The sequence below is a fragment of the Aquabacterium sp. genome (genome assembly GCF_021768455.1).
Classification (GTDB): domain Bacteria; phylum Pseudomonadota; class Gammaproteobacteria; order Burkholderiales; family Burkholderiaceae_C; genus Aquabacterium.
The window spans coordinates 1-24,642 of sequence record NZ_JAIZVX010000053.1; the positions used below are offsets into that span (position 1 = coordinate 1).

31 protein-coding genes and 1 pseudogene are annotated in these 24,642 nt (G+C 66.9%); 22 read left to right on the top strand and 10 right to left on the bottom strand.

The window, feature by feature from the left end; genetic code table 11:
* From QZ994_RS08890 to QZ994_RS08960, 15 genes and pseudogenes are all read left to right on the top strand, one after another.
* A pseudogene (locus QZ994_RS08890) lies at positions 1-101 on the top strand (elongation factor Tu); the annotation flags it as partial.
* 77 nt (positions 102-178) lie between these two features.
* Positions 179-490: a 30S ribosomal protein S10 gene (gene rpsJ, locus QZ994_RS08895; protein WP_035037922.1), complete on the top strand. Its 312-nt coding sequence runs from the start codon at positions 179-181 to the stop codon at positions 488-490.
* A 127-nt stretch (positions 491-617) separates the two neighbouring features.
* Positions 618-1,961 (top strand): OFA family MFS transporter, encoded by a 1,344-nt coding sequence (locus tag QZ994_RS08900; RefSeq protein WP_290871073.1) that lies wholly within the window; start codon positions 618-620, stop codon positions 1,959-1,961.
* Positions 1,954-2,079: a hypothetical protein gene (locus tag QZ994_RS08905; protein WP_290871075.1), complete on the top strand. Its 126-nt coding sequence runs from the start codon at positions 1,954-1,956 to the stop codon at positions 2,077-2,079. Before QZ994_RS08900 ends, QZ994_RS08905 begins: the two co-directional genes overlap by 8 nt.
* 232 nt (positions 2,080-2,311) lie before the next feature.
* On the top strand, positions 2,312-2,986 hold the full coding sequence (gene rplC, locus QZ994_RS08910; RefSeq protein ID WP_290871077.1) for a 50S ribosomal protein L3: 675 nt from the start codon (positions 2,312-2,314) through the stop codon (positions 2,984-2,986).
* Entirely contained in the window at positions 2,986-3,609 is a 624-nt protein-coding gene (gene rplD / locus QZ994_RS08915; RefSeq protein ID WP_290871079.1) for a 50S ribosomal protein L4, read from the top strand. Before rplC ends, rplD begins: the two co-directional genes overlap by 1 nt.
* Positions 3,606-3,920, top strand: coding sequence for a 50S ribosomal protein L23 (gene rplW, locus QZ994_RS08920; RefSeq protein WP_290871081.1), 315 nt, complete (start codon positions 3,606-3,608; stop codon positions 3,918-3,920). The genes rplD and rplW overlap by 4 nt, the downstream gene beginning before the upstream one ends.
* Positions 3,921-3,922: 2 nt before the next feature.
* Positions 3,923-4,747, top strand: a complete 825-nt coding sequence (rplB, locus tag QZ994_RS08925) for a 50S ribosomal protein L2 (RefSeq protein WP_290871083.1) — start codon at positions 3,923-3,925, stop codon at positions 4,745-4,747.
* Between the two features lie 13 nt (positions 4,748-4,760).
* Positions 4,761-5,036, top strand: coding sequence for a 30S ribosomal protein S19 (gene rpsS / locus QZ994_RS08930; protein WP_290871084.1), 276 nt, complete (start codon positions 4,761-4,763; stop codon positions 5,034-5,036).
* Positions 5,037-5,048: 12 nt separating this feature from the next.
* Complete coding sequence (gene rplV / locus QZ994_RS08935; protein ID WP_290871085.1) at positions 5,049-5,378, top strand: 50S ribosomal protein L22; 330 nt, start codon at positions 5,049-5,051, stop codon at positions 5,376-5,378.
* Positions 5,379-5,391: 13 nt separating this feature from the next.
* On the top strand, positions 5,392-6,258 hold the full coding sequence (gene rpsC / locus QZ994_RS08940) for a 30S ribosomal protein S3 (protein WP_290871086.1): 867 nt from the start codon (positions 5,392-5,394) through the stop codon (positions 6,256-6,258).
* Between the two features lie 2 nt (positions 6,259-6,260).
* Positions 6,261-6,677 (top strand): 50S ribosomal protein L16, encoded by a 417-nt coding sequence (gene rplP / locus QZ994_RS08945; RefSeq protein ID WP_290871087.1) that lies wholly within the window; start codon positions 6,261-6,263, stop codon positions 6,675-6,677.
* Positions 6,678-6,699: 22 nt separating this feature from the next.
* Positions 6,700-6,900: a 50S ribosomal protein L29 gene (gene rpmC, locus QZ994_RS08950; protein WP_290871088.1), complete on the top strand. Its 201-nt coding sequence runs from the start codon at positions 6,700-6,702 to the stop codon at positions 6,898-6,900.
* The gene (gene rpsQ / locus QZ994_RS08955; RefSeq protein ID WP_290871089.1) at positions 6,897-7,166 is read left to right on the top strand and encodes a 30S ribosomal protein S17; all 270 of its coding nucleotides are present in this window, start codon (positions 6,897-6,899) and stop codon (positions 7,164-7,166) included. The genes rpmC and rpsQ overlap by 4 nt, the downstream gene beginning before the upstream one ends.
* Before the next feature lie 151 nt (positions 7,167-7,317).
* Positions 7,318-7,827: a peroxiredoxin gene (locus tag QZ994_RS08960; protein WP_290871090.1), complete on the top strand. Its 510-nt coding sequence runs from the start codon at positions 7,318-7,320 to the stop codon at positions 7,825-7,827.
* 61 nt (positions 7,828-7,888) lie between these two features.
* Here QZ994_RS08960 and QZ994_RS08965 read toward each other — a convergent pair whose 3' ends face one another.
* Together QZ994_RS08965 and QZ994_RS08970 are read right to left on the bottom strand one after the other, a co-directional pair.
* Positions 7,889-8,209, bottom strand: a complete 321-nt coding sequence (locus tag QZ994_RS08965) for a YkgJ family cysteine cluster protein (RefSeq protein ID WP_290871091.1) — start codon at positions 8,207-8,209, stop codon at positions 7,889-7,891.
* Between the two features lie 23 nt (positions 8,210-8,232).
* Positions 8,233-8,892 carry a DsbA family oxidoreductase gene (locus QZ994_RS08970; RefSeq protein WP_290871092.1) on the bottom strand — a complete coding sequence of 220 codons (660 nt, stop codon included), beginning with the start codon at positions 8,890-8,892 and terminating at the stop codon, positions 8,233-8,235.
* A gap of 283 nt (positions 8,893-9,175) precedes the next feature.
* Between QZ994_RS08970 and QZ994_RS08975 the strand changes: the two genes are divergently transcribed.
* Positions 9,176-10,294 (top strand): 3-deoxy-7-phosphoheptulonate synthase, encoded by a 1,119-nt coding sequence (locus QZ994_RS08975; RefSeq protein ID WP_290871093.1) that lies wholly within the window; start codon positions 9,176-9,178, stop codon positions 10,292-10,294.
* Positions 10,295-10,447: 153 nt separating this feature from the next.
* The gene (locus QZ994_RS08980; RefSeq protein WP_290871094.1) at positions 10,448-11,086 is read left to right on the top strand and encodes a response regulator transcription factor; all 639 of its coding nucleotides are present in this window, start codon (positions 10,448-10,450) and stop codon (positions 11,084-11,086) included.
* Positions 11,087-11,178: 92 nt separating this feature from the next.
* Here QZ994_RS08980 and QZ994_RS08985 read toward each other — a convergent pair whose 3' ends face one another.
* Positions 11,179-12,351, bottom strand: coding sequence for an MFS transporter (locus tag QZ994_RS08985; protein WP_290871095.1), 1,173 nt, complete (start codon positions 12,349-12,351; stop codon positions 11,179-11,181).
* Complete coding sequence (gene corA, locus QZ994_RS08990; RefSeq protein WP_290871096.1) at positions 12,339-13,301, bottom strand: magnesium/cobalt transporter CorA; 963 nt, start codon at positions 13,299-13,301, stop codon at positions 12,339-12,341. The genes QZ994_RS08985 and corA overlap by 13 nt, the downstream gene beginning before the upstream one ends.
* A gap of 348 nt (positions 13,302-13,649) precedes the next feature.
* Here corA and QZ994_RS08995 point away from each other — a divergent pair, with 348 nt between their 5' ends.
* The 5 genes from QZ994_RS08995 (at position 13,650) to QZ994_RS09015 (ending at position 18,546) form a co-directional block, all read left to right on the top strand.
* Positions 13,650-14,570: a LysR family transcriptional regulator gene (locus tag QZ994_RS08995; protein ID WP_290871097.1), complete on the top strand. Its 921-nt coding sequence runs from the start codon at positions 13,650-13,652 to the stop codon at positions 14,568-14,570.
* A gap of 102 nt (positions 14,571-14,672) precedes the next feature.
* Positions 14,673-15,905, top strand: coding sequence for an acyl-CoA dehydrogenase family protein (locus tag QZ994_RS09000; RefSeq protein WP_290871098.1), 1,233 nt, complete (start codon positions 14,673-14,675; stop codon positions 15,903-15,905).
* The gene (locus QZ994_RS09005; RefSeq protein ID WP_290871099.1) at positions 15,902-17,008 is read left to right on the top strand and encodes a phosphotransferase family protein; all 1,107 of its coding nucleotides are present in this window, start codon (positions 15,902-15,904) and stop codon (positions 17,006-17,008) included. Before QZ994_RS09000 ends, QZ994_RS09005 begins: the two co-directional genes overlap by 4 nt.
* 43 nt (positions 17,009-17,051) lie before the next feature.
* Positions 17,052-17,774: a histidine phosphatase family protein gene (locus tag QZ994_RS09010; protein ID WP_290871100.1), complete on the top strand. Its 723-nt coding sequence runs from the start codon at positions 17,052-17,054 to the stop codon at positions 17,772-17,774.
* A 19-nt stretch (positions 17,775-17,793) separates the two neighbouring features.
* On the top strand, positions 17,794-18,546 hold the full coding sequence (locus tag QZ994_RS09015; RefSeq protein WP_290871101.1) for an SDR family oxidoreductase: 753 nt from the start codon (positions 17,794-17,796) through the stop codon (positions 18,544-18,546).
* A 29-nt stretch (positions 18,547-18,575) separates the two neighbouring features.
* Here the strand turns inward: QZ994_RS09015 and QZ994_RS09020 are convergent, their stop codons facing one another.
* The 6 genes from QZ994_RS09020 to QZ994_RS09045 form a co-directional block, all read right to left on the bottom strand.
* Positions 18,576-20,525: a DUF4105 domain-containing protein gene (locus QZ994_RS09020; RefSeq protein WP_290871102.1), complete on the bottom strand. Its 1,950-nt coding sequence runs from the start codon at positions 20,523-20,525 to the stop codon at positions 18,576-18,578.
* Between the two features lie 124 nt (positions 20,526-20,649).
* Complete coding sequence (locus QZ994_RS09025) at positions 20,650-21,123, bottom strand: DUF3015 family protein (protein ID WP_290871103.1); 474 nt, start codon at positions 21,121-21,123, stop codon at positions 20,650-20,652.
* Between the two features lie 140 nt (positions 21,124-21,263).
* On the bottom strand, positions 21,264-22,592 hold the full coding sequence (locus QZ994_RS09030; protein ID WP_290871104.1) for a HupE/UreJ family protein: 1,329 nt from the start codon (positions 22,590-22,592) through the stop codon (positions 21,264-21,266).
* 31 nt (positions 22,593-22,623) lie between these two features.
* Complete coding sequence (locus QZ994_RS09035) at positions 22,624-23,874, bottom strand: tetratricopeptide repeat protein (RefSeq protein ID WP_290871105.1); 1,251 nt, start codon at positions 23,872-23,874, stop codon at positions 22,624-22,626.
* 17 nt (positions 23,875-23,891) lie between these two features.
* Positions 23,892-24,212, bottom strand: a complete 321-nt coding sequence (locus tag QZ994_RS09040; protein ID WP_290871106.1) for a hypothetical protein — start codon at positions 24,210-24,212, stop codon at positions 23,892-23,894.
* A gap of 34 nt (positions 24,213-24,246) precedes the next feature.
* The coding region (locus QZ994_RS09045; RefSeq protein ID WP_290871107.1) for a DUF4331 family protein at positions 24,247-24,642 on the bottom strand (396 nt) is incomplete at its 5' end.

The following is a 24,642-nucleotide window of genomic DNA, read 5'->3' on the forward strand; positions in this document are numbered from 1 at the left end:
AGCTGATCGCCCCGATCGCCATGGAAGAAGGTCTGCGCTTCGCCATCCGCGAAGGTGGCCGCACCGTCGGCGCCGGCGTGGTTGCCAAGATCCTCGACTGATCACGTGACACGTGCCTGCTGACCGGCCTTCGGGCTGGCGGCAGGCGTCTCGTTCTTTAATTCCAAGGAAGTGTGTCATGGCACAACAGAAGATCCGCATCCGCCTGAAGGCGTTTGACTACAAGCTGATCGACCAGTCGTCGGCTGAAATCGTGGAAACCGCCAAGCGCACCGGCGCCATCGTCAAGGGCCCCGTGCCCCTGCCGACCCGTCTGCAGCGCTTCGACATCCTGCGTTCGCCGCACGTCAACAAGACTTCGCGCGACCAGTTCGAAATCCGCACCCACCAGCGTCTGATGGACATCGTGGACCCGACCGACAAGACGGTTGACGCCCTGATGAAGCTCGACCTGCCGGCTGGCGTGGACGTCGAAATCAAGCTGCAGTGATGCCGCTTGCCGCCTGGCCCGAAAGGCCGGACGGCTCCCCTGAAAAGGCCTCTTCGGAGGCCTTTTTTCATCTTGGGCCTCCCTCTGTATGGCTGTGCCCAAGCCCTCTTCTCGTCACGGAGAACCCATGTCCCTCGTTTCGCAACTGCGGCACGCCCTGTCGAAAGACGGCGCCATGGCCGAGCCTGGCTACAGCCGCTGGCTGATGGCCGCAGCGGCCCTGCTGATCCACTTTCCGCTCGGGCAAGCCTACGGTTTCTCGGTCTTCAACGGCCCGCTCAGCAAGGTCCTGGGCGAGAGCCTGACCAGCGTGGGCTGGATTTTCTCGGTGGCCATCATTTTCCTGGGCCTGTCGGCCGCGGTGTTCGGCAAGTGGGTGGAGCGCTCCGGTCCGCGCCTGGCCATGCTGGCGTCGGCCGTGTGCTTCTTCCTGGGTTTTCAGTTGGCCGCCTTGGGTGTGCGGCACGGGTCATTGGCGCTGGTGATCCTGGGTTACGGCGTGGTGGGTGGCATCGGCCTGGGCATTGGCTACATCTCCCCCGTTTCGACCCTGATCAAGTGGTTCCCCGACAAGCGCGGCATGGCAACCGGCCTGGCCATCATGGGTTTTGGGGGCGGCGCCCTGGTCGGCTCGCCGCTGGCGGTCAACCTCATGAAGCATTTCCAGGAGGGCTCGGCCTTCGCCGGCATCCCGGAGACCTTCACGGTCATGTCCCTGGCCTACCTGTTCTTCCAGTTGTGCGCGGTCTGGATCGCGCGCCTGCCGCAGCCTGGCTACCGCCCCGTAGGCTGGGTGCCGCCTGTGAACGCCCAAGGCGTGGCCCATGACGATGCCCATGACTTCTCGGTGGCCGAGGCGATCCGTCGGCCTCAGTTCTGGCTGTTGTGGGGCATCCTGTTGCTCAATGTGTCGGCTGGCATCGGCATCCTGGGGCAGGCCTCGCTCATGGCGCAGAAGATGGTCGGCATCACGCCGGGCGCAGCCGCAGGCTTCGTGGGCCTGCTTTCCCTGTGCAACATGGCGGGCCGCTTCATCTGGTCCAGCTTTTCGGATCGCATCGGTCGCAAGGCGGCCTACGCGATGTACGCAGGCGTGGGGGCCGTGGCCTATTGGGCCATCCCGGCTGCTGCCGAAGCGCGCAACCTGCCACTGTTTGTGGGCCTGTTCGCGCTGGTGATGAGCTACTACGGCGCTGGTTTCGCGACCATCCCCGCCTACCTGGCCGACATGTTTGGCAAGCGCGAGGTTGGCGCGATCCATGGCCGCCTGCTGACCGCCTGGTCGCTGGCCGGCGTGGTCGGCCCCCTGGTGGTCAACGCGGGGCGGGATCACCTGGTCAAGGTCCAGCAGGTCAGCGATGCCCAGGCCTACTCCACCGTGGTGTACGTGTTGGGTGGTCTGCTGATGGCCGAGTTTGTGCTCAACCTCTTCGTCAAACCCCCGGTCAAACAAGGAGTTCACCATGTCTGAGCCAGTCACTCCCATGGGCATGAAGCTCAAGGTCGCCTTCTTCTGGTCGCTGGCGTTGCTGCCATTGTCGTGGGGCGTTTGGCAGACTGCCGTGAAGGTGGCGGCCATGTTTGCATGACCCTGTTGCATCGAAATGCAGCATCAGCTATGATCGCAGGCTTTCCCGTAATGGGTGGATGGCGCGTTGCCTAAATTTTAGGCAGACGTCTTCGCTTTGAGCGGAAACAACCCAAGGCGCTTGCCAGGTCAGTACGACTGTCGAGTGCCGCAAAAGTCGCCCCGGCCAATCGATGTCGGGTGTGTTTAACAAGGCCCCTGCGCCATTGGCGTGAAGGGGCTGGAGAAAAACCATGAGTCTTAGCAATCGTCTCGGATTGCTGGGCCGCAAGGTGGGCATGATGCGCATCTACACAGACGACGGCGATGCCGTGCCTGTGACGGTGCTCGACGTGTCCAACAACCGCGTGTCCCAGGTCAAAACCGTTGAGACTGACGGCTACACCGCCCTGCAGGTGGTGTTCGGTTCGCGCAAAGCTTCGCGCGTGACCAAGCCGCAAGCCGGTCACCTCGCCAAAGCTGGCGTGGAAGCTGGTGAAGTCACCAAGGAATTCCGTGTGGCCCCTGAGGTCGCCGCTGAGTACAAGGCTGGCAGCACCATTGCGCCCGCAGCCCTGTTCCAGGCTGGTGGTCTGGTCGACGTGCAAGGCACTTCGATCGGTAAGGGTTTCGCCGGCACCATCAAGCGTCACAACTTCGGTTCGCAGCGCGCCTCCCACGGTAACAGCCGTTCCCACAACGTTCCTGGCTCCATCTCGATGGCGCAGGATCCGGGTCGCGTGTTCCCTGGCAAGCGCATGTCGGGCCACATGGGTGACGAGACCGTGACGACGCAGAACCTCGACATCGTGCGCGTTGACGAAGCCCGTCAACTGCTGCTGGTCAAGGGCGCTGTGCCGGGTTCGAAGGGTGGCTTTGTCACCGTGCGTCCCGCCGTCAAGGTCAAGATCAAGAAAGGGGCCAACTGATGGCACAGCTTGAGCTCCTGAACGAACAAGGTCAGGTCGCCTCCAAGGTTGAGGCCTCCGACGCTGTGTTCGGTCGCGAATACAACGAAGCCCTGGTGCACCAGGTGGTCGTGGCCTACCAGGCCAACGCCCGTCAAGGCACCCGCGCCCAGAAGGACCGTGAAACGGTCAAGCACACCACGAAGAAGCCGTGGCGTCAAAAGGGCACCGGCCGCGCTCGCGCCGGTATGTCGTCTTCGCCCCTGTGGCGTGGCGGCGGTCGGATCTTCCCGAACAGCCCCGACGAAAACTTCACGCAGAAGGTCAACAAGAAGCAATACCGTGCTGGTGTTGCCGCGATCTTCTCGCAACTGGCTCGTGAAGGCCGCCTGGCCGTGGTGGATTCGATCAACGTCGAAGCCCCCAAGACCAAGCTGCTGGCTGCCAAGCTGAAGGCCATGAACCTGGACCACGTCCTGGTCATCGCCGACACCGTGGACGAGAACCTGTTCCTGGCCGCTCGCAACCTGCCCAACGTGCTGGTGGTTGAGCCCCGTTACGCCGATCCCCTGTCCCTGGTCTTCTACAAGAAGGTCCTGGTCACCAAGGGTGCGATCGACAAGCTGCAGGAGATGTTCGCATGAGCACTCTGAAATTCGATGAAGCACGCCTGCTGAAGGTGCTGGTCGCTCCGATCATCTCGGAAAAGGCCACGGCTGCTGCTGAAGAGCGCGGTCAAGTTGCGTTCAAGGTGATGCGCGATGCCACCAAGCCCGAGATCAAGGCCGCCGTCGAGCTGCTGTTCAAGGTCGAAGTGAAGTCGGTGCAGGTCCTGAACCAAAAGGGCAAGACCAAGCGTTTCGGTGGCCGCATCGGTCGCCGTGACCACGCCAAGAAGGCCTTCGTGTCTCTGGCAGCTGGTCAAGAGCTGAACTTCTCCGGGGAGGCTGCGTAATCATGGCCGTCGTCAAAGTCAAACCGACATCGCCTGGCCGCCGTGGTGTGGTCAAGGTCGTGCACAAGCACCTGCACAAGGGTGCCCCGCACGCTGCCCTGGTGGAACCCCAGAAGCAGAACTCTGGCCGTAACAACAACGGTCACATCACCGTTCGCCACAAGGGCGGCGGTCACAAGCACCACTATCGCGTGGTGGACTTCGTGCGCAACAAGGACGGCATCCCCGCCAAGGTTGAACGCATCGAGTACGACCCCAACCGCACGGCCCACATCGCTCTGGTGGTGTACGCCGACGGCGAACGTCGCTACGTGATCGCTCCGCGTGGTCTGGTTGCCGGTGCCACCATCCTGTCGGGCTCTGAAGCCCCGATCAAGGCTGGCAACACCCTGCCGATCCGCAACATCCCCGTGGGCTCGACCATCCACAACATCGAACTGAAGCCTGGCAAGGGCGGTCAGATCGCTCGTTCGGCTGGTACGTCCGCTGTGCTGATGGCCCGTGAAGGCACCTACGCTCAGGTTCGCCTGCGCTCGGGTGAAGTCCGCAAGATCCACGTCGAATGCCGCGCCACCCTGGGTGAAGTGAGCAACGAAGAGCACAGCCTGCGTCAATACGGCAAGGCCGGCGCCATCCGCTGGAAGGGCATCCGCCCGACCGTCCGCGGCGTCGCCATGAACCCGGTCGACCACCCGCACGGTGGTGGCGAAGGACGCACTGGCGAGGGCCAAGTCCCCGTGTCCCCATGGAACACGATGACGAAGGGCTATCGCACCCGCAACAACAAGCGCACGCAGACCTTCATTGTGTCGCGTCGCAAAAAGTAAGAGGTAGGCTGCAATGGCTCGTTCTCTGAAAAAGGGTCCTTTCGTTGACCACCACCTGTCGGCCAAGGTCGAAAAGGCTGTGGCCATCAAGGACAAAAAGCCGATCAAGACCTGGTCGCGTCGTTCCACCATCCTGCCTGAGTTCATCGGCCTGACCATTGCTGTGCACAACGGCAAGCAGCACGTGCCCGTGTACATCCAGGACCAGATGGTTGGCCACAAGCTTGGTGAGTTCGCCCTGACCCGTACGTTCAAGGGTCACCCTGGCGACAAAAAAGCCAAGAAATAAGGAGCAGCAACGATGGAAACCAAAGCAATCGTTCGCGGCGTTCGCCTCTCTTGCGACAAGGGTCGTCTGGTCGCTGACCTGATCCGCGGCAAGAAGGTGGACCAGGCTCTGAACATCCTGACCTTCACGCAAAAGAAGGCTGCCGGCATCATCAAGAAGGCTCTGGAGTCGGCAATCGCCAACGCCGAGCACAACGACGGTGCCGACATCGACGAACTGAAGGTCAAGACCATTTATGTGGAGCAAGGCGCCACGTTGAAGCGTTTCACCGCCCGTGCTAAGGGCCGTGGCAACCGCATCAGCAAGCCAACCTGCCACATCTATGTGACCGTGGGCAACTAAGCAGAGGCTGACTATGGGACAGAAAATCCACCCAACCGGCTTCCGCCTGGCCGTCACCCGCAACTGGGCATCGCGTTGGTACGCCACCAACCGCAACTTCGCCTCGATGCTGGCTGAAGACCTGGAAGTCCGCGAATTCCTGAAGAAGAAGCTCAAGAACGCGGCCGTGTCGCGCATCTTGATCGAGCGTCCCGCCAAGAGCGCACGCATCACCATTTTCTCGGCTCGTCCGGGCGTGGTGATCGGCAAGAAGGGCGAAGACATCGAGAACCTGAAGCTCGAACTGGCCAAGCGTCTGAATTGCCCGGTCTCTGTGAACATCGAAGAAGTGCGCAAGCCTGAAGTCGATGCACAGCTGATCGCCGATTCGATCACGCAACAGCTGGAAAAGCGCATCATGTTCCGCCGCGCCATGAAGCGCGCCATGCAGAACGCCATGCGTCTGGGTGCCCAGGGCATCAAGATCATGTCTGCTGGCCGTCTGAACGGCATCGAAATCGCTCGCACCGAGTGGTACCGTGAAGGCCGCGTGCCTCTCCATACCCTGCGCGCCGACATCGACTACGGCACCTCCGAAGCCCACACCACCTACGGTGTGATCGGCGTGAAGGTGTGGGTCTACCGCGGTGACCGTCTGGCCAATGGCGAAGCCCCTGTGCTCAAGGGTGACGACAGCCTGGACGACCGTCGCAACCGCCGTGGCCCGCGCAGCGATCGCCCCGGTGACCGTCGTGGTCCTGGCGCTGGTCGTGGCGGCCCTGGCCGTGGCGCCCCGCGTGCCGATGGTGCTCCGTCTGACGGCAGCGACAAGCCTGCTGCAGGCGCTGACGCCGCCAAGCGTGTTCGCAAGGCCCCCGTGGCCGAAGCGAAAGGAGAATAAGCATGTTGCAACCTAATCGTCGCAAGTTCCGCAAGGAACACAAGGGCCGCAACACGGGTGTTGCCACCCGTGGTGCTGAAGTGTCCTTTGGCGATTTCGGCCTGAAGGCCACTGAACGTGGTCGCATCACCGCTCGCCAGATCGAAGCCGCACGTCGTGCGATTTCGCGTCACGTGAAGCGCGGTGGCCGCATCTTCATCCGTATCTTCCCCGACAAGCCGATCTCGCAGAAGCCTGCAGAAGTGCGTATGGGTAACGGTAAGGGTAACGTCGAGTACTACGTGGCTGAGATCCAGCCGGGCAAGGTGCTCTACGAAATCCAGGGCGTGCCCGAGCAACTCGCTCGCGAAGCGTTCCAGCTGGCTGCCGCCAAGCTGCCGCTGAGCGTGACCTTCGTCGGCCGCCAGTTCGGCATCTAATCTAGGCGCTAAGGAGAAAGTTATGGCGAAAGCCTCTGAACTGCGCGCCAAGGATCTGGCCGCACTGGAAACCGAAGTCAAGGACCTGCTGAAGGCGCACTTCAACCTGCGCATGCAGCGTGCCACCCAGCAGCTCAACGATCACTCGGCCCTGAAGAAGACCCGTCGCGACATCGCTCGCGTCAAGACGATTCTGACCGAGAAGAAAGGAGCCGCCCAATGACGGAAGCTCAAACCAAAGTGACCCGCACGCTGGTCGGCAAGGTCGTCTCTGACGCCCGCGCCAAGACCGTGACCGTTCTGGTCGAGCGTCGTGTGAAGCATGAGCTCTACGGCAAGATCGTGGCCCGCTCGAGCAAGTACCACGCTCACGATGAGAACAACGAGTTCCACATCGGCGACGTCGTCGAGATCACGGAAAGCCGTCCGCTGTCCAAGACCAAGAACTGGGTTGTGTCCCGTCTGGTCGAGAAGGCCCAGGCTGTCTGATCTTCGCGATCTGAAGCTGGCAATCGGCCTGTGTTGATTGCCACGACGTGACCGGGGTGTTGCCCCGGCTCCGTCCCCCGAAAACCGGCTGTCCAGTCATACTGGCGGTCGGTTTTTTGTTTTTTCATTCCTCTTTTTTGGAGACGCATCCATGACGATCAAGGTTGGCGACAAGTTGCCCGCAGGCACGCTGTTCGAATACATCGAAGTCGAGGGCGAAGGCTGCAGCCTGGGCCCCAACGCCTTTGACGTGACGAAGAGCACGGCCGGCAAGACCATCGCCATCTTCGGCCTGCCAGGCGCCTTCACCCCCACCTGCTCGGCCCAGCACGCCCCGGGCTACATCGCCAAGGCTGCAGAGTTCAAGGCCGCGGGTGTGGACGAGATCTGGTGCGTGTCGGTGAACGACGCCTTCGTGATGGGCGCCTGGGCGCGCGAACTGAAGTCCGAAGGCAAGGTGCGCTTCCTGGCCGACGGCAGCGCCGATTTCGCCAAGGCCACCGGCCTGACGCTGGACCTGAGCGCCAAGGGCCTGGGCCTGCGCTCGGGCCGCTATTCGCTGCTGGCCAAGGATGGCGTGGTCACCATCCTGAACGACGAGCAAGGTGGTGGTTACGGCGTGAGCGATGCCGACACCCTGCTGAAGCAGATTCAGGCTTAAGCGGGTCGTGGGCCGACGGGCCCCGGACGCTCATCGTGCAGAGGGCCTTCGGGCCCTTTTTTCATGTCGACGCGGAGGGCGCTTCGGCGGAAAGGCCATGTGCGGCGCGTGCCTTGAGGCATTGCGCGTCGCCTGCCGTGACCTGGCGGCATGGGGTGGGGCGAAGGTCGTAGATGCGGCAGCCGACGTGTCGACCCACGTCCCCCTCAAGGGCCGTACAGCGAGGCTGCGAGGACCAGGTGCCCTGCATGCAGCGGGTGTGGGGGCTGACGGTCTCGGTCAGGCCGACGGGCACGGTGCCCCCCGGGGCATCGTCGGCCTCTGCCCAGTAGAACGAGACGCGAAATTGGGCGCAGCAGGCGCCGCAGCGCTGGCAATCCATGGGGACGGGGCTCCTGGGGGGGCTCAAAGGGCTTGTGCGATCTGGCGCAGGGCCTGTTCGTAGGCTTCGGCAGGCTGTCCGCCTTGGATGAGGTGGCGGCCGTTGACGATGACCGAAGGCACCGCACGGATGCCCGCCTGGGTGAAGTGCGCCTCGGCGGTCCGGACTTCGTCGGCGTAGAGGCCCTGCTCGAGCACGTGCCGGGCAGCAGTGGCGTCCAGGCCCGCGACGGTGACGGCGTCCAGCAGGTCGCTGTGGCGCGCTGTGCTGCGGCCGGAGCCGAAATGGGCGCGGAGCAGGGCCTGTTTCAGGGCCAATTGGGCGGCCTCGCCGATGTCGCCGGCCCAGTGCAGCAGGCGGTGGGCATCGAAGGTGGGGTGGATGCGGCGGCGGGCGTCCATGTCGAAGTGGAAGCCCACGGCCTCGCCCCGGGCCCGGATGGCGGCGCGGGCCTGGGCGTTCTGCTCGGGCGTCGTGCCGTACTTGCGGCTGAGGTGGGCGTCGAGGTCTTCGCCTTCAGCGGGCATGCCCGGGTTCAATTCAAAGGGTTGAAAGCGCAGGTGCACCTGGATGGCGGGCGCAACGCGCGCGATGGCCTCCAGCAGGCCCTGAAGGCCGATGGCGCACCAGGGGCAGGCCACGTCGGAGACGAAATCGATGTCGAGTTGGGTGGGGGTGCTCATGAGGGCATCAAGGGTTCGAGGCGGGGAGCAAATGAACTGAACAGATCATTTTTGTCCTCATCAGAATGCATTTTGCGCTTGCAAGCCCCCCGGGGGCGCGTGCTACATTGTTTGCATGGTGAACACACGCGCTTATTTTTACTTTTTTGAACTCCCGCCTCAAACCGGCGCAGGGGTGGTCAGCGCGTAAGCAAACCACACAGATCCTGACGAAACCGCCGGCTCATCCCGGCGGTTTTTTTTTGCCCGAGCCTGGCTCGGCCGCCCTTTCAGAAAGACCCGCATGCACAGCACTTCCAGCGCCGCCACCGGATGGGTTCCGCCCGCCGATGCCACCTCGAAAACCGATGACCAACGCGTCCAGAACGTCACGCCCTTGCCGCCGCCCGAACACCTGATCCGCTTCTTCCCGATTTCCGGTACGCCGGTCGAGTCCCTGGTGGACGACACCCGCCGCACCATTGGCCAGATCATCCAGGGGCAGGACGACCGGATGCTGGTGATCATTGGCCCGTGCTCGATCCACGATCCGGTGGCCGCCATCGATTACGCCCGCAAGCTGCTGCCGCTGCGCGAAAAATACGCCGGCACGCTGGAGGTGGTGATGCGGGTGTACTTCGAGAAGCCCCGCACGACGGTGGGCTGGAAGGGGCTGATCAACGACCCGTACATGGACGAGTCCTACAAGATCGACGAGGGCCTGCGCATGGCGCGTCAGTTGCTGCTCGAGATCAACCGCCTGGGCATGCCGGCGGCCAGCGAGTTCCTGGACGTGATCTCGCCGCAGTACATCGGCGACCTCATCAGCTGGGGCGCCATCGGCGCACGCACCACGGAAAGCCAGGTGCACCGTGAGCTGGCCTCGGGCATCTCGGCGCCGATCGGCTTCAAGAACGGCACCGACGGCAACATCAAGATCGCGACCGATGCCATTCAGGCCGCAGCCCGTCCTCACCACTTCCTGTCGGTGCACAAGAATGGCCAGGTCGCCATCGTCGAGACGGCCGGCAACCCGGATTGCCACGTGATCCTGCGTGGCGGCAAGGCCCCGAACTACGACGCCGAGAGCGTGGCCGCTGCCTGCAAGGACCTCGAGGCAGCCAAGTTGCATCCTTCGCTGATGGTGGACTTCAGCCACGCCAACAGCTCGAAGCAGCACGAGCGCCAGGTGGTGGTTGCACAAGACATCGCCGCCCAGGTGAGCGGTGGTTCGCGCAGCGTGTTCGGCGTCATGGTGGAAAGCCATCTGTGTGCCGGTGCCCAGAAGTTCACCCCGGGCAAGGACGATCCGAGCAAGCTGGCTTACGGCCAGTCGATCACGGACGCTTGCATCGGCTGGGAAGACTCGGAGCGCGTGCTGCAGATCCTGTCGGATGCGGTGAGCGCACGTCGGGCGCGCTGAGCGCACCAGGCGCTGTCTGCGACGCACCCTCTTAAGAGGGGAAGGGGGCCGCACCAGAGGGTGGGGCCCTTTTTTCATGGCGGGAGACATGGATACTGGCGAGGCGTTCGCCTTCACCGGTTTGCCCAGGCCATGTCTGACCCTTGCCCCCGTTTGCTGCTCGTTGATGACCATGCGCTCTACCTCACGGGCCTGCGCCTGATGCTGGCCCAGGCCTGGCCGGATGCCGAGGTGCGTGTGGCCTCGACCTGGGGCGAGGCCCAGGCGGAGCTGGTGAACCAGCCGGCAGACCTGGTCTTGCTGGACATCCACCTGCCTGATGCCCACGGCCTGGCGATGCTGCCGCGGTGGCGTGCCCGCTGGCCCGAGGTGCCGGTGCTGGTGATGTCGGCCGATGTGGACGGTGTGCTGGTCCAGCAGGCCCGGGAGGCTGGCGCGGCGGGCTACCTGCCCAAATCGGCCCAGCCCGACGACGTGGTGGCGGCCGTGCGAACCTGCCTCGAGGGCGGTCAGGCCTGGGCCCATCTGCCCTATGGCCTGCTGCAGCCGCCCCTGGCCGAAGCCCGCCCGGAGCTGGCGGTGGCCGAGCCGGGGCGAAGCCTGTCGCCCTTGCAGGCAGAGATCCTGAAGTTGGTGGGCCGAGGGCAGTCGCCCAAGGCCATTGCCCGCGCGCTGGGATTGCCGGAAGGCGATGTGCGGGCCGAACTCTCGTGGGTGACCGAGTCGCTGAACGCCAGCAGCCGTGAGCAGGCCTTCGAATTGGCGCTGCAGCGAGGCTGGTTGACGCCGTGAGGCGTGCGGCCACGCCGCGTACAAGGCGTGGCGTGTCGACGATGTCGATTCGCCGTGCTGGCTGGCGGTTGGCGATCGCCTGGGTGCCGGATTCAGCGAGGGCTTGCCGGGCCGGAACGAGGCGTCAGCTGCACCAGCAGCAGGCTGATGGCCAGTGTGGCCAGCCAGCCGCCTTGACCGGCCACGCCGAAGTGGTCGAGCGCCCAGCCGCTGACCAGCGGGCCCAGAGCACCCCCGAGGGTGTAGCCGGCGATCATGGCGGAGGTGCCGGCCAGGGCCGAGGAATCGGCGAAATCGTGGGCCACGCGGATCATGCTGAGTGTGTAGAGCGCGCCGCCGAGGCCGCCCCAGAGCCCGGCGCACAGCCACAGCAGCGCCGGGTGCGTCGCGGCCTGCATGAAGGCCAGGCCGCTGAGGGTCAGCAGCAGGGCGCCCGCTGCAAACAGACGGCGTGCCGGCAGGTGATCGGCCAGCCAGCCAATAGGGTACTGCAGCAGGAAGCTGCCCAGGCCCAGGGCCCCGGCGATGGAGGTGGCGGCGCCCAGGTCCAGGCCGGTTTGCGAGCCATAGGCCGTGGTCACGCTGCCCAGGCCGACCTCGAACACGCCGCCCACCAGGGCCGCCCAGGCCAGGCCCGGCCGAAAGCGCCAGGCTGCCGCGAGGTTCATGTGCGTGTGGTCGGCGTGCATGGCGCTCAGGCGGGTCACGTCGGGCGAGAGGTTCATCCCCAGGCCGAGCGCCAACCCGGCCGCGGCCAGCACGTTGGCGCCGATGGGGCTCAGGCCCAGCAGGCTGGGCAGCAACGGCCCGATGGCCATGCCGGCGCCCAGCACGGCCTGGTAGAAGCCGGTGAGCCGACCCCGGTGGCTGGCCGGCACGTTGTGGGCGATCAGGCCTTCGGTGGCGTTCCAGGCCGCCGCCGCCCCCATGCCTGCCATCAGGCCCAGGGCGCACCACAGGGCGGGGTCACGGGTCAGCAGGTAGCCCAGGCAGGCGATCAGCTCGAGCAGCAGGCCGGCACGGTAGCACTGGCCTACCCCGAAACGGGCGAACACCCGGGCGGCCACGGGCACCAGCAGCGCCACGCTCACGAAGGGCAGCATGGCGATCAGGCCGACGGTGGTGTTGCTGGCTCCGGCCGTTTGCAGGCGCACGGCCAGCACGGGGTTGAGCAGGCTGAAGCTGGTCACCACCAGCGCCGTGCCGCCCATGACCCGCCACAGGCCGGTGGGCAGGTTCAGGGTGGGCGTGCTCAGCTCAGCCACCCTCGGCGCTTGAAGTACCACATGGGCACCAGGGCGCTGCACACCATCAGCGCGACGGTGTAGGGGTAGCCCCAGCCACCCAACCATTCCATTTCGGGGAACTTGAGGTTCATGCCGTAGACGCTGGCCACCAGGGTGGGCGGCAGCAGGGCCACCGAGGCCACCGAGAAGATCTTGATGATCTTGTTCTGGTTGATGTTGATGAAGCCGACCGTTGCGTCCATCAGGAAGTTGATCTTGTCGAAGAGGAAGGCCGTGTGGCTGTCGAGCGAGTCGATGTCGCGCAGAATCTGGCGAGCCTCTTCGAACTGGTCGGCGTTGAGCATGCGGGCGCGCATCATGAAGCTCAGCGCGCGGCGCGTGTCCATCACGTTGCGGCGGATGCGGCCGTTCAAGTCTTCCTGGCGTGCGATGGCGGCCAGGGCGATCGCCGCGGCCTGGTCGTTGACCTCGCTCTTGAGCACGCGGTGGCTGACCTTTTCGAGGTCGTCGTAGATGCCTTCCAGCGTGTCGGCGGAGTACTCGGCGTCGGCATCGTAGAGCTTGAGCAGCACGTCCTTCGCGTCGTCGATCAGGGCGGGGATGCGGCGGGCGCGCATGCGCAGCAGGCGGAAGACGGGCAGGTCTTCGCGGTGCACCGAAAACAGCACGTTGTCGTGCAGGATGAAGGCCACGCGGACGTTGCGCGGGGTTTCGTCGTCGTCGATCAGGAAGTCGGAGCGGATGTGGATGGCGCCGTCTTCTTCGTAGAAGCGGGCGGATTCTTCCAGGTCGTCGTCGATGATGTCGCCGGGGATGACCAGGCCGAAGCGCACGGCGATCCAGCCTTTTTCTTCGGGCGTCGGGTCTTCGAGGTCAACCCAGACCGGGCGCACCGGGGTGAGCCCGTCGAGGCTGTCGATTTCTTCCTGAAACAGCCGGCCATTGGCCAGCGTGAACACGTTGAGCATGAGGGCTCCAGCACAGGGCTTCGGGCAAAGACCCGAGGTCGCACAGCGGGGGCTGTGCGGTGGTTGAGAGGGGTGGTTGTGGTTGCCGCCCCCTCCCGCAGACCCGGCGCCAGGGGCGCGGTGGGGTCTCACCCGGTGGCTTTCCTGCAGGCCGCTCTCGCGCGGGTGTCAGGTGGGCCGGGTGGCTGGAGTGGGCGGTCACCTAGGGTGACTGTCCAAGATGTGGCTCCGTTGATGGCCGTGAAAACGGCAGGTCGCCATTATGGCGCGTGGCGTCTGGCGTACCGCCCACCTGAGGCCCCGCGGCGTGCAAAAAAGGGGGAGTCTGGCGGTGTAAGGTGCGTGGCCATGGCCATCCCTGTCTCTCGCCTCGACCTCAACCTGTTCCGCGTGATGGACGCGGTCTACACGCACGGTGGCATCTCGGGCGCGGCCCGCCACCTGCACCTGAGCCAGCCTGCCGTCAGCCATGCGCTGGCCCGGCTGCGCCGCCTCTGGGGCGACCCGTTGTTCGTGCGCCAGGGCAACCGCATGCTGCCCACCGAACTGACGCGCCGCGTGATCGGCGAGGTTCAGGCCCACCTGCATGGCCTGCAGTCCCTCATGGCCCAGGCCGAGGCCTTTGACCCGCAGACGCTGGACATGACCCTGCGCCTGGGCATGCGCGACGTGCTGGAGGCCATCACCCTGCCGACCCTGGTGGCGCGCTTGGCCGAGCAGGCGCCGCGCCTGCGTCTGAGCAGCGTGCGTGTGCCGCGTGACGATCTGGAGCGGGTGCTGACCCAGGGCGAGGTGGACCTGGTGATCGACCGCGAGCGGCGCGTGGGCCCGCGCATCCATGGCCTGCATCTGGGCAACGACACCCTGGCCGTGCTGATGCGCCAGGGGCATGCGCTGGCCGCCCAGCCTCTGAGTGTGGCCGCGTACTTTGCCGCCCGCCACGTGATGGTGGGCGTGCAGCCCGAGCAGCCGGACCCGCTGCAGTCCGTGTGGTCGGCACTGAAGCTCGGGCCCCGGGATTTGACCCTGCGCTGCCAGCATTACTTCGCGGCGGCGCGGGTGGTGGCCGAGGGCGAGGCCTTGCTGACCCTGCCGCGCACCTACGCCGAGGCCCTGGTGCACAGCCTGCCGGTGACGCTGCGCGAGCTGCCCGTGCCGGTGCCGCCCATCGGCATCTGGCTGTACTGGCACGCCGAGCGAGATGCCGACCCGGTGCTCCGCTGGTTGCGCGAGCGCATCGCGCAGGGGGCTTTCACGACAGCTTGCTGATCATGAATCCTGTGCATGACTTGTGATGAAAAATCACCATTTGATGCACGGGTCGGTGCGGCGTAGCATGCGCCAGCACCCGAACGACCACCAGGAGACAGCATGGACTTCCAGCCCAGTGAGCGCGCCCGGCAGACCGCCGCCCGCGTGCGCGCCTTCATCCAGGAGCACATCGAGCCCATCGAGGCGGCGCACTGGCGGGGCATCCTGGCGCAGCGCCATGGGGGCGACTGGCGGCAGTGGCGCATCCCGCCCATCGTCGAAGAACTGAAGGCCAAGGCCCGGGCCGAGGGCCTGTGGAACCTGTTCCTGCCCGATGCCGAGTTGGGCGCGGGCCTGAGCGTGCTGGAGTACGCCTTCAGTTGCGAAGAGACCGGCCGCTCCATGCTGGCGCCCGAAATCTTCAACTGCAACGCGCCCGACACCGGCAACATGGAGGTGCTCTGGAAGTACGGCAGCGCCGAACAGAAGGCGAAGTGGCTCACGCCGCTGCTGGCCGGCGAGATCCGTTCGGTGTTCTTCATGACCGAGCCCGATGTGGCCTCGTCCGACGCCACCAACATGGCCGCCACCGCCGTGGTCGAGGGCGACGAGATCGTGCTCAATGGCAAGAAGTGGTGGTCTTCCGGTGTGGGCGACCCGCGCTGCGCCATCGGCATCTTCATGGCCTGCACGCCCAACCCCGATGCCGGCCGCCATGGCCAGCATTCGATGGTGCTGGTGCCCATGGACACGCCGGGCATCGAGATCCAGCGCATGCTGCCGGTGTTCGGCGAGTACGACGAACCCCACGGTCACGGTGAGGTGCACTTCACCAACGTGCGCGTGCCGGTGTCCCACTTCATTGCCGGGCCGGGGCGCGGCTTCGAGATCGCCCAGGGCCGCCTGGGGCCGGGTCGCATCCACCACTGCATGCGCATGCTGGGCGCCGCGGAAAAGTCGCTGGAACTGGCGATCAAGCGGGGCATCGAGCGCACGGCCTTCAAGAAGCAGCTGATCAACCTGGGCGGCAACCGCGAACGCATCGCCGAGCACCGCGTCGCCATCGACCAGGCCCGCCTGCTGACCCTGCAGGCCGCCTGGAAGATCGACACCCAGGGTGTGATGGGCGCACTGACCGACGTCTCGGCCATCAAGGTGGTGGCACCCCAGGTGCTGCAGGCCGTGGTGGACTTCGCCATCCAGATGCACGGCGGCATGGGCGTCTCGCACGATACGCCGCTCACGGCCTTCTTCAACCAGGCCCGCTCGCTGCGCCTGGCCGACGGGCCCGACGAGGTGCACAAGGGCATGATCGCTCGCCTCGAGCTGATGAAGTACGGCGTGATGAAATGAGCGGCGCCGACCTGTCAGACACCGTGCAGGACCGTGGCGGCCGCGTGCGCGCCGGCGAAGAGCTCAACACCCCCGCGGTGGACGCCTGGTTGAAGGACCGGGTGCCTGGCCTGACGGGGCAGCCCGAGGTGACGCAGTTCTCGGGCGGGGCTTCGAACTGGACCTACCGCCTGCATTACAAGGACGTGGCCGAGGGCGGCGATTTCATCCTGCGCCGCCCCCCGGCCGGCACCAAGGCCAAGGGGGCGCACGACATGGGCCGCGAGTTCACGGTGCAGTCGGCGCTCAAGCCCGTCTACCCTGTGGTGCCGACCATGGTGGGCCTGTGCACCGACGAGGCCGTGACCGGCAGCGAGTTCTACGTGATGGCGCGCATCGCCGGCATCATCCCGCGCAAGAACATGCCGCGTGGCCTGGTGCTGGACGTGCCGACCACGCGTCGACTCTGCACCAACGTGCTCGACAAGCTGATCGCCTTGCACCAGGTGGACGCGCAGGCCGCCGGCCTCGCCTCGCTGGGCAAGGGCAGCGGCTACTGCCAGCGCCAGATCGAGGGCTGGAGCGCCCGCTACGACAAAGCCCGCACCTGGAACGTGCCCAGCTACCGCCGCGTCATCGCCTGGCTGAAAGAGCGCACGCCCCAGGACGTGGCCAATGTGCTGATCCACAACGACTGGCGCTTCGACAACGTGGTGCTTTCCGAGAGCGACCCGACCCGCGTGATCGGGGTGCTCGACTGGGAGATGGCCACCCTGGGCGACCCGCTGATGGACCTGGGCAATGCCCTGGCCTACTGGACCCACGCCGACGACCACTTCCTGATGCGCTCGACCCGGCGCCAGCCCACCCACCTGCCCGGCATGCTGCGCCGCGAAGAGGTGGTGGACTACTACCTCGAGCGCGCCGGCTACCGCGTCGACCGCAAGGGCGACTGGCCCTTCTACGAGGTCTATGGCCTGTTCCGCCTGGCGGTGATCGTGCAGCAGATCTACTACCGCTACCACCACAAGCAGACCAACAACCCGGCGTTCAGGCACTTCTGGATCCTGGCCAACTACCTTGACTGGCGCTGCAAGGCCATCATCCGACAGGCCAAGGGCTGAGGGCGACACGGGGCCGCCTCACCGCATCACCACCGCATCACACATGGGCGCCATCTACCTCTTGCGACATGGCCAGGCCTCTTTCGGCTCGGACAACTACGACCAGCTCTCGCCCCTGGGGCACCGGCAGGCGCGCCTTCTGGGCGAGGCCCTGCGCAGCCGGGGCGTGAAGCCTGATGCCCTGTTCAGCGGTGCGATGCAGCGCCACCGCGACACGGCGCTGGGCGCGCTGCCCGCCTGGCCCGAGGTCGATGGCCTGCGTCAGGCCGCGCCCGGCACCGACCCCTGGTCGACCCACCCGGGCATCAACGAGTTCGACCACGAAAACGTGATCGCCGTGGCCGAGCCGCGTTATGCCGACAAGCAGGTGCTGATGCAGGACATGGCCGCGGCCCCCGACCCGCGCCTGGCCTTTCGGACCTTCTTCCGCGACGCGGTGGCCCGCTGGGTGGGCGGCCACCACGATGCCGAGTACGCCGAGCCCTGGTCCGTCTTCAAGCGGCGCGTGGTGGAGGCGCTCGACGACATTGTGCGCCAGGCCCCACCCAAGGGCGACACCCTGGTGTTCACCTCTGGCGGCGTGATCAGCGTGGTCTGTGCCCACCTGCTGGGCCTGAGCGACCTGCAGGCCTTCACCATCAACTGGACCCTGGCCAATGCCGGCATCACCAAGCTGCAATCGGGCCGGGATGGCCTGCACCTGATCTCGGTGAACGAGCACGCCCACCTGGAAGGTGCCGAGCCTGCCGTCCTGAGTTTCCGCTGACCTTCCGGGGGCGACCGACATGCCGATCCGACAAACCATCCTCATCACCGGCGCCAGCTCGGGCCTGGGCGAGGGCATGGCCCGCGCGTTCGCCGCCATGGGCCGTCACCTGGCCCTGTGCGCCCGCCGCACCGAGCGCCTGCTGGCCCTGCAGGCCGAGTTGCAGGCCCGCCATCCGGGCATCCGCGTGTCGGTGCGCGCACTGGACGTGAATGACCACGCCCAGGTCTTCGCGGTGTTCGAGGCCTTCCGGGCGGAGTTCGGGCAGATCGACCGCGTGATCGTCAACGCCGGCCTGGGCAAGGGGCAGCCCATCGGCAAGGGCCGCTTCGACGCCAACCTGCAGACCGCCCAGACCAATTTCATTGCAGCGCTGGCGCAGTGCGAAGCCGCCGTCGGCATCTTCCGCGCGCAGAACGCGGGGCACCTGGTGAGCATCGCGTCGATGAGCGCCATGCGGGGCCTGCCGCGCAACCTCACCACCTATGCCGCGACCAAGGCCGGGCTGGCGGCGCTGACCGAGGGCATCCGCGCGGACCTGCTGCGCACGCCGATCAAGGTGTCGACCCTGTATCCGGGCTACATCGAGACCGAGCTGAGCAGCAAGGCGGCCAAGACGCCGCTGATGGTGGACACGGCTTCGGGATGCCGGGCGCTGGTGGCCGCCATCGAGCGCGAGCCCGCCACGGCCTGCGTGCCCTGGTGGCCCTGGACGCTGATGGGCTTCGTGATGCGCCATGCGCCCTTGAGCTGGGTGGCGAAGATGGCCTGATGGACGAGGCCAGGGTGAGGGCCACGGCCTCACCAGTAGCGCTGCAGCCCCATCAGGCAGGTCTGGTTGACCGGCTCGCCCTGGCGCAGGCTCACCTCGCATCGCCCTTGCAGGTTCCAGTCGCGGTTCAGGCGCCAGCGGCTGGCCAGGCTGGCCCCGCGTGCGCCGGGTTGCCCCCCCAGGTAGGCGCGGGCGAAGGCTTCGGCCTGTACGCGCCAGCCCGGGCCGAGGTCGACCAGCGCCCCGGCGGCCAGGCCGCTGCCGGCCTGCCAAGCCTGGCGATCCAGTTCGCGCTCCCAGGCCAGGTGGTTGTCGAGGAAGGCATAGGCCAGCACGCGTTCGCCGGCCAGGTCCCAGGCGTAACCCGGGCCGCCCCGCACCTGGGCGCCCAGCGGACGCAGGCCATCGGCACGTGCCTGGGCGCGGCGCTGCAGGCTCATCTCCACCCGCCAGGAGCGGGCGGCCAGCAGCGGCTCGTGCGGGCTCAGCGAGGTGATTTCGACCGGGGTGAGGCGTTCGAGCTGCAGGTGGCCTTGCGCGGTCTTGCTCAGGCCCATGCGGAAGAACTGGATGGCCGCGCCGCGTTGGAAGCCCTCGGGCTGGTCCAGCAGGTCGTGGTAGGCCGGGCGGGCCGCGAGCTCGACCAGGCCCTGCCCGTTGCGCTGGCCCAGCATCACGTCGATGCGCGCCGTGCCGTGGCCGGTGCTGGGCTCGTCGGGCGGGGTGGGCACGGTCACAGGCGTGCCGCGCGGCAGTTGGGCGCGCGCCATCAGCAGGGCCATGCGTGCCCGCTGCACCTGAGCCTCGTCGCCCAGGCGGCCCTGGCTGCCGTCGTAGGTGACCAGGCGTTCGGCGGTTTCGAGGATCAGGGCGCGGCGGGCCGTGTCGGGCTCCTGGCTGGCCAGGGCTGCGGGTGACAGCTGGCCGGTGCTCAGGGCCTTGGCCTGGGCCGAGCCGACCGGGCCCAGCAGGCCCGCGCGGTGGCGCATTTCGGTGGCGTTGGAAGGGCGGTACCGCACGGCGCCCAGCAGGCCCTGTGTCTGCGTCACGGCCTTGACGGTGTCCAGCGGCAGGGCCCACCAGGTGAACTGGGCGCTGAGGTTGAGCTCAGGGCGGGCGGCGTCCAGCAGTGAGAGCAGGTGATAGGCGCAGTTCTCGTCGAAGAAGTAGTAGTCAAAGCGCGTGGGGCCCAGCTCCCAGGTGTGGTCGATCAGGCGGGCGATCTCTGGCGGCGTCAGCTTGAGTTCGTATTCCCAGATGTCGCGGTTTTCGAGGTCGTTGTAATCGCGGATGCGCAGGTAATAGGGCGAGTTGCTGAACTCGCCTGCGTACAGGCCCGTGAGCCCCTTGAGCGCGAAGGCCAGGCCTTCGGCCTCGTTGCCCGCCGCGGCGTAGCTGATGGCGTAGGACAGCAGTGGGGTCTCGCCGCCAGCCGGTGCGGGCGGGTCCAGCCGCAGGAAGGTGTGGCCGTACATCGAGGCCGGGCTGTTCAGGTAGGCAGAGGGGAAGATGAGCGTGATGCGCTCGGCCTGCACGCCGCTGCGCCATTGCTGGTAGCGGGGGCAGTCGGGCCTGGGCAAGTGGGCCGGGTCGAACCCCAGTTGCTCGTTCAACCAGTTGAAGCGCGCAGGGAAGCGGCAGGCGGCCGATTGCCCCAGGGCATGGGTTTCCGCAGGGTCGAAAAAGGCGGCCAGGGTGGCGTCGAGCTCGTCGGCGGGCCGGGTGGCACCTTGAGGGTGCAGGAAGAAGTCGGGGTCGTCGGCCAGGCTGCGGTCATGGCGGGTGAGCGGGTGGACGACGTCGTGCAGCAGCGTGCGCCACATGCGCTGATCGGCCAGGCCCAGCGTGTGGGCGCGGGCCTGCAGGGTGCCCAGGTAGGCGCGTTGGTCGGACTCGGTGGCCGACAGGGCAGGGCCTGCGCAGGCCATCAGGGCGGTCGCCAGGGCGGCCATCAGCGCAGTCAGGAACGGTTTGCTCACGGGGTTTCTTCCAGCCAGAAAGCGACATGCCCAGCGCGGGCTGGGCATGGACGGTGGTGTGTGTGGCAGGCGCTTCGCTGGCCACAGAGGCAGGCCGCGGTGACCGCGTGCCCGCCCTGACCGATCAGATGACGGCGGCGTAGCCGGCCAGCTGGCTGTTGGCGGCCAGCACGGCTTTCAGGTTGGCGGCCACGGCTTCGTTGGCGAACACGGTGGCGAAGTTCGACTGGATGGTGGCGGCGAACAGGGCGCGGTCATCGGCCTTCACGCCCATGACGGTGGCCAGGGTGTCGAGGCTTTCGCCTTGGCCGGCGGCGGCGTCACGGGCCAGGGCCAGGCGGTTGCCGTCGATGTACATGGCGGTCTTCCAGCTGGAGGAGACCAGGCCGTCCTGGGTGCAACCGGAGGTGCCGAAGGTGATGCCGAAGGTCTGGTTGCCCGAGGTGCCGTTGGTGGTGGCGGCCAGGACCTGCGGGGCCACGCCCGATTGACCCTGGAACAGCTTCGAGCCCCAGCCGCAGGAGCCGATGTTGTTTTGCGCAGCCATGGAGGCGGTGGCAGCCAGGGTGGCCAGGGCGGCGATGACGATCTTTTTCATGAGAACTCCTGAATTTGGATGCAATTGCTTACGGGTTGGTGGCACTTGGCCACTCGGCCCATTCTAGGAGCGGCCCCTTTCCGAGTGGTGTGCTCCCCCTCCACGGGGGTGTCGTGCAGGGGCGACACATCTCACGTTGCTCACACCGGCATGAAGCCGAGGTCGAAGGCCCTTTCGGTGAACCAGCCGATGGCCACCAGCAGCGCCAGGGCCGAGCCAGCCGGCATCAGGTGGCTGGCGTAGGCAGGCAGGCGGCGCAAGGCCATCAGGATGGCAAGGGCGGGCAGCACCACCATGAGTTGTCCGATCTCCACGCCGAGGTTGAAGCCCAGCAGCGCCTGCACGAAGCCCTGCGTCGGCAGGTTCAGCTCGCCCAGCAAGCCGGCAAAGCCAAAGCCGTGCACGAGCCCGAAACCAAAGGTGAAGGCATGCCGGTGTCGGCCCAGGATGGGGCGGATGTTGTCGATGGCGGCCAAGGCAATGGTGAGGGCGATGGCGGGCTCGATCAGGCGCGGGCTGAGGGTGATGTGGCCCAGTGCGGCCAGTGCCAGGGTGATGGAGTGGGCGACGGTGAACGCCGTGACGGTGGCCAGCACCGGCCACAGGGCCTGGCGCAGGTTGTCCACTGGCTCACGGTGTGAGCCAGACCCTGGGCCGGAGTTCACCGAAGCGTTGGAGGCCGTGCGCAAGACGGCAGGCAGCAGCAGGCACAGCACAAAGAGCACGTGGTCGGTGCCGATGAGGATGTGGTGGATCCCTTCGCGGACCCGGTCGGGGAAGCCTTCGGCTGCGGCGATCGGGTCCTGCGTTTCGGCTCGAGGATGGTTGTCGAGCTGGCTTTGGGGTGGGCTGTGGGGTGGCGGCGGCACCGTGAGGTCAGGCGTGTAGCCCGCTGTGCGCCATCCTGGCTGGCGCAGCTTGCTCACGCGGGGGGCATCGGGCAGGGCCAGGGTGAGCGGGCGGCCGTCGGGCGTGAGGGACCAGACCTGGCCGCTGCGCCCGCTCAGCTGGACGAGGCCGCGGTGTGTGGGGTCGATGCCCTGCATGAAGCGGTAGCGCAGCTGTGCCTGGCCTTGTGGCAAGGGGCAGGCGCCGGTGAGGCGGGTCACGAGGTAGCTGCCGTCGATGCGGCGCTCGATGGGCGGCTCGGCAATCTGGGCGCGCAGCGCGCAGGCCTGGTGCGCACCGTTGGGCTGCAGGCTCAGGCTGCCCTGCAGGTGGGCCTCGATGTCGGCGCGGCGGGTCTTGACCTCGCCCCAGCTGAGCTGGTTGTCGCCGTTGGCATCGAGGCCGAGTGCGGCGTCGAGGTCGCGCAAGGCCACATCCCATCGCAAGGCCAGCAGTTCGCCCTGGCGGCTGAGTTGCAGGTAGGCGTCGCTGGCCTTGTGGGCCTGGGCGGTGGGGCAGGCGAGCAGGGCCAGGCTGGCGAGCAGGCCGGTAACCCAGGGGCGGAAAGAGGCGGTCAGCATGGCGTGCGGGGGCTCGTTGGGTGGACTCGGTTCAGGGCAGGGCCAGGCGCGCGTCGTGCACCCCCAGCTGGCGGCTCAGGGTCTGGAGGTTTTGCAAAGCCTGCTGCCTTGTGGCGGTGTTGGGCTGCGCCCGGGCCACCTCGGCCATCAGGAGCAGGTCGGCCGGTTCACGCTGCGTCTGCAGGTTGGCCTGTGCCAGGGCGAGCGCCTCGGTGGGGGACTGGCGCACGGTCAAGGCAAAGCGCGCCTGCTCACGGGCGTGCACTCGGCTGGCCTCCGGGCGGGCGGCGCTGGCCTCGAAGCGGCTTTGCAGCAGGCCGCGCCAGCCTGCTGCGCGTGGGTCTGCGGCCTGGGTGGCGGCCACGGCCAGGCGCAGGAGCAAGGCGTCCGAACGGGTGGCGTCGGCGCGCGATGCCAGCAAGGCCAGCACCTCGCGGGGGCGCTGCTGGTGCAGGAGGAAATCGGCCCAGGCACTGAGCACATAGCCTTCGCGGCCCTCGGCCAGGGCCTGTTGCCAGGCCGCTTCGGCGGCCTGGGGTTGGCCGGCGCGTTCTTCCAGTTCGGCCAGGGTGGTCCACAGCCACTGGCGCAAGCCGCTGCCCTGGGCGCCTTGTGCCTCGGCCTGCTTCAGCAAGCCTTGCAAGGTCTGCCGTGCGCTGGCCTGTTGACCGCGCAACGACTGGTTTTCGGCCAGGCAGGCGGCCGCGTAGACGGTGTTGCCCGCGGCCTTCAGGCCTTCGCAGGCCTGGCTGGATTCAGCGTAACGGCCTTGCACGCGGCGCACGGTGGCCAGCGTGATCCAGGCCTGGGCGTGGCGAGGATCCTGCTTGAGCGCCTGCTGCAGGCGGCGCGCCGCGCCATCGAAATCATGCAGGTACTGCGCGATCGTGCCGTGGGTGACCAGCACCTCGGTGGGCACTTGGCCCGATTCGGGGCGCAGGTTCTGCCAGGCAGACAGGGCGCCCAGGCCCAGGCCGGCCAGACGGGCGTCGCCCTCTTGATGGGCCTGGTCGAGGTAGGCCCGGGCCAGGGCCACGGCGGTGGCGGCATCCTGCGGCTGGCGGGCCAGTTGTTGTCGCAGGCGACGCGCCTCGGCGCGGCTGGCGCTTTGCTGCGGCAGGGTTTCAAGGATGTCGTTGTCGGACAAGGGCTGGTGCGGGCTGGCCCAGGCCAGTGAGGCACCCAGGCCCGCCAGGCCCAGGATGCCGCCAGCGGCCCAGGTGCGCACCATGCGACCCCAGAGGCGGTGGCTCACGGGATGAGCGTGTGCGTGGGTTCGCATGGTGGGCGCCTTGCTGGTCAGACGGTGGAGGCTGGCGGTTCGCTGGGCGCCTCGGCGTCGTTGGCCGTGGCGCTGGGGGCGGTGCTGGTTTCGGTCGCGATCTGCGTGGGTGCGCTGGGTTCGGCGGGGGCTTCCGCATCGGCCGGCGTGCTGAGGGCGCCGCCGTTGGGGTCGCTGGCGAGTGCGGTCGTGGCCGTTTCGCCCACGGTGGGCGGCGTGGGCGAGGTGCTGACCGTGTGGTGGTCACCACCGCCACCGCAGGCGGTGAGCAGCAGTGCGGCCAGGGCGATGCCGAGCCAGGCGTTGCGTGGCTGACGGTGTGGCATGGGGGCGGTCATGGGGTGGTCCTTTCAAGCCGGGTTGAACGGGGGCTCATCGCGGTGCGACGGTGCCGCCCAGCGGGGTGTTCAGGTAGGGGAAGCGGTTGAGCAGCGTCACCTTTTCCTGGTCGGCCTTGTCCGTCAGTTGCAACGTGGCATTGCCCAGTGGCACGTTGCCCGGAACGCAGTCGCCACCGAAGACGATGCCGGCGTCGATCACCGGCTGGGTGCACAGCCCGCCCATCACGGCGATCAGGGCAATGTCGACCACATCGTCCTTCGGGCGGCGACCGTTGGGGAAGCCGGCCAGGTCGGCACCCTGGCCCAGTTTGCTCAGGGCGGTGGCCACACTGCCTTGCGCCAGCACGCCGCCCACCAGGCCCAGCGGGCTCTGGTCGGCATAGGCCACGGCGGGGATGCCGGTGTTCAGGCGCAGCATTTCCGAGCC